The organism is Kitasatospora sp. NPDC059599, assembly GCF_042735125.1.
In the GTDB taxonomy this organism is placed as follows: Bacteria; Actinomycetota; Actinomycetes; order Streptomycetales; family Streptomycetaceae; genus Kitasatospora.
This window is the reverse complement of sequence record NZ_JBHWCL010000283.1, coordinates 1-3,934: the sequence shown is the minus strand read 5'-3', so window position 1 is coordinate 3,934 and position 3,934 is coordinate 1. Positions and strand designations below refer to the sequence as shown.

The following is a 3,934-nucleotide window of genomic DNA, read 5'->3' as shown; positions in this document are numbered from 1 at the left end:
GAGCGGGACGTCGGCCCGGCCGGCGTCCCGCTCCGTGCCGCACCCGCCCGTACCGGCCCGTACCCGCCCGCACCGGCCCGGGCGCCACTGGGCCGCGTCCGGCCGGACCACCGGGGGCGCCCGGCCCGGATCGCCCGAAACCTGAGTACGGATACTCAGGCGCCCGGGCCCGGGCCCGGCGCACTCTGGACGGGTGCTCTGGTCAGACCCCCGCGACGAGCCCTCGCCCGAGGCCCGTCGGATGCAGGAACGGATGCAGCGGGCCGGCCGGGTGCTCGGCGCCCTGGTGCTGGTCGGCTCCGTCCTGCTCATGATCGCCCGGATGTTCACCTGAACGGCGGACACCGGCACCCCCTACTCTGGTGGGCATGACCGACCAGCGCGCCCTCGTCCTCGCCTCCGCCTCCCCCGCCCGCCTCGGGCTGCTGCGCCAGGCGGGTCTCGACCCGCGCGTGGTGGTCAGCGGCGTCGACGAGGACGCGATCAGCGCCGCCTCCCCCGCCGAGCTCGCGCTCGTGCTGGCCGAGGCCAAGGCGAAGGCCGTCGCCGCCGAACTCACCGGCGGCGAGCTGGTGGTCGGCTGCGACTCCGTCCTGGAGCTGGACGGGCAGGCGCTCGGCAAGCCCGCCGACGCCACCGAGGCGCTGGCCCGCTGGCAGTCGATGCGCGGCCGCGCCGGGGTCCTGCGCACCGGCCACTGCGTGATCGACACGGTGACGGGCCGACAGTCCTCGGCCACCGCCTCCACCACCGTCCGCTTCGGCACGCCGGACGACGAGGAGATCGCCGCGTACGTGGCCTCCGGCGAACCGCTGCACGTGGCCGGGGCGTTCACCCTCGACGGCCGCTCGGCGCCGTTCATCGACGGCATCGACGGCGACCCGGGCAACGTCATCGGCCTCTCCCTGCCGCTGCTGCGCCGGCTGCTCGCCGACCTCGACGTCCGACTGGTCGACCTCTGGGCCTGACGACCCGGCCGATCCGTGACCCAAGTGACATCCCGCTCCGGACAGTTGTGCCTCTAAGCTGACCGCCGTCCACACGGGGGAGGGAACACGGCGATGACCGACAGCGTGCTCAACGTGGTGCTGGGTCTGGTGGCCAGCGCCATCAGTGCCGGCCTCGGCTGGCTCGCCCAGGCCGTGCGGCGCCGCCGCAGGGTCGAGCGGGTGCGGGAGTTCCTCGGGCTGCCCGCCGACAGCGAGTGCCTGATCGTGGTGCCGCGCAGCGTCGGCACGGGCTCGCACGCGCACACCGTGACCCGCCGGGACGCCTACGCCCTGATGTGGCTGGCCGGGCTGGTCGAGGAGTGCGGGGCGCGGCCCGAGCTGGTCGCGCACGACGCCGCGCACCGGGGTCTGGGCACCAAGACCGAGCTCTGCCTGGGCGGCCCGGTCAGCAACGAGCGGATGGCCGCCCACCTGGCCTGGGGACTGCCGGGCGTGCTGGTCACCTCCGGCCCCGGCCCGGGCAGCAACGTGCTCGTGGTGGGCGACCGCGACTTCACCGCCGACCACGACCAGTCGCACACCCTGCTGGCCCGGATCGCCACCCCGGACGGCGGCCGCCCGGTGTTCCTGATCGCCGGCCAGACCGGCACCGCCAACCAGGCCGGCGTGCGCTACCTGGTGTCCCATCACCGCGAACTCGCCCGCCGGCACGGCCGCAACGGCACCTTCGCGATGGTCCTGCGGGTGGTCAATCCGGAGGCGTACGGGCCGGACATGGTGGAGCTGGTGGCCGACGTCACCGCCGAGGCGCTGCAGCGGCCCGGCGCCCGCTCCGGCGCCGCTTGAGCCGTCCGCGCGAGAGTGTGGCCCATGCCACCGTCCCGCCGCGCCGCGGCCCCGTCACCCGCCGTGGCCCCCGCCCTTCCGGGCACACCCGCCGCGACCTGCGGAGTCTTCGTACCGGCCGGTACGGGGGCCGGAAAATCCATCACCGAGCGTGTGGGATAGTTCACAACCCGGGGCTACTCGCCGGTACTGCCCAGGAATCCATAAACTCAACGAGGTTCAAGAAGGGAGCCACAGTGCGCAAGGTGCTCATCGCCAACCGCGGGGAAATCGCCGTCCGCGTCGCCCGGGCCTGCTCGGACGCCGGTATCGCCAGCGTCGCCGTCTACGCCGAGCCGGACCGGGATGCGCTGCACGTCCGCGCGGCCGACGAGGCTTACGCGCTGGGCGGTGACACCCCCGCTACCAGCTACCTGGACATCGCCAAGGTCCTCAAAGCGGCCGCCGACTCCGGTGCGGACGCCGTCCACCCCGGCTACGGGTTCCTGTCGGAGAACGCCGACTTCGCCCAGGCCGTCCTCGACGCGGGTCTGATCTGGATCGGCCCGCCGCCGCAGGCCATCCGCGACCTCGGCGACAAGGTGACCGCCCGGCACGTGGCGCAGCGCGCCGGTGCCCCGCTGGTCGCCGGTACGCCGGACCCGGTCTCGGGCGCCGACGAGGTCGTCGTCTTCGCCCGGGAGCACGGCCTGCCGGTCGCCATCAAGGCGGCCTTCGGCGGCGGCGGCCGCGGCCTCAAGGTCGCCCGCACCCTGGAGGAGATCCCGGAGCTGTACGAGTCCGCCGTCCGCGAGGCGGTCGCCGCCTTCGGTCGCGGCGAGTGCTTCGTCGAGCGCTACCTGGACAACCCGCGGCACGTCGAGACCCAGTGCCTCGCCGACAAGCACGGCAACGTGGTGGTCGTGTCCACCCGTGACTGCTCGCTGCAGCGCCGCCACCAGAAGCTGGTCGAGGAGGCGCCCGCGCCGTTCCTGACCCCCGAGCAGAACGCCGAGCTGTACCGGGCGTCCAAGGCCATCCTGAAGGAGGCCGGCTACGAGGGCGCCGGGACCTGCGAGTTCCTGGTCGCGCTGGACGGCACGATCTCCTTCCTGGAGGTCAACACCCGTCTGCAGGTCGAGCACCCGGTCACCGAGGAGGTCACCGGCCTGGACCTGGTCCGGGAGATGTTCCGGATCGCCGACGGCGAGGAGCTCGGCTACGGCGACCCCGAGGTCCGCGGTCACTCCTTCGAGTTCCGCATCAACGGCGAGGACCCGGGCCGGGGCTTCCTGCCCGCGCCCGGCACCGTGACCCTGTTCGCCCCGCCGTCCGGCCCGGGCGTGCGCCTGGACTCCGGCGTGGAGACCGGCTCGGTCATCGGCCCGGCCTGGGACTCCCTGCTGGCCAAGCTGGTCGTCACCGGCCGTGACCGCAAGCAGGCCCTGGAGCGGGCCCGCCGCGCGCTGAGCGAGTTCAAGGTGGAGGGCATGGCCACCGCCATCCCGTTCCACCAGGCGGTCGTCACCGACCCGGCGTTCGCGCCGGAGGTGCACGGCAGCGACGGACCGTTCACCGTCTTCACCCGGTGGATCGAGACCGAGTTCGACAACACCATCCCGCCGTTCGCCGGTGCCGCCGGTGAGGGCGAGGAGGCCGAGGGCCGGGAGACCGTCGTCGTCGAGGTCGGCGGCAAGCGGATCGAGGTCTCGCTGCCGTCCTCGCTGGGCGTCGCCGCGGCCCCGGCGGCCGGTGCGACGGGCACCGCCAAGGCCAAGCGCCGGGTGGGCGCCAAGAAGGCCGGTTCGGCCGTCAGCGGCGACACCCTGGCCTCGCCGATGCAGGGCACCATCGTCAAGGTCGCCGTCGAGGAGGGCCAGGTCGTCGCCGAGGGCGAGCTGATCGTGGTCCTGGAGGCGATGAAGATGGAGCAGCCGCTGAACGCCCACAGGGCGGGCACCGTCGTCGGCCTCAAGGCCGAGGTGGGCGCCAGCGTCAGCAGCGGTGCCGCGCTCTGCGAGATCAAGGACTGACCCCGCCGGGGCCGGCTCCGATCAGGGACCGTTCCTGATCGGGGCCCGGCCCGCCCGGCGGGCACCGACCGGTCCGTACGCCCTCCGGGGCGTGCGGGCCGGTCGTCTTCGTGCGCGGCCGCGCAC

General features: G+C 74.1%; 4 protein-coding genes. All 4 read left to right on the top strand.

Annotated elements, in window-relative coordinates:
* Positions 1 to 193 precede the first annotated feature (193 nt).
* Positions 194 to 334: a morphogenic membrane protein MmpB gene (gene mmpB, locus ACFV04_RS43505; protein ID WP_360265290.1), complete on the top strand. Its 141-nt coding sequence runs from the start codon at positions 194 to 196 to the stop codon at positions 332 to 334.
* Between the two features lie 34 nt (positions 335 to 368).
* On the top strand, positions 369 to 968 hold the full coding sequence (locus ACFV04_RS43500; RefSeq protein WP_380343976.1) for a nucleoside triphosphate pyrophosphatase: 600 nt from the start codon (positions 369 to 371) through the stop codon (positions 966 to 968).
* A 93-nt stretch (positions 969 to 1,061) separates the two neighbouring features.
* Positions 1,062 to 1,796, top strand: a complete 735-nt coding sequence (locus ACFV04_RS43495) for a hypothetical protein (RefSeq protein ID WP_380343979.1) — start codon at positions 1,062 to 1,064, stop codon at positions 1,794 to 1,796.
* Between the two features lie 236 nt (positions 1,797 to 2,032).
* Complete coding sequence (locus ACFV04_RS43490) at positions 2,033 to 3,808, top strand: acetyl/propionyl/methylcrotonyl-CoA carboxylase subunit alpha (protein WP_380343980.1); 1,776 nt, start codon at positions 2,033 to 2,035, stop codon at positions 3,806 to 3,808.
* Positions 3,809 to 3,934 lie beyond the last annotated feature (126 nt).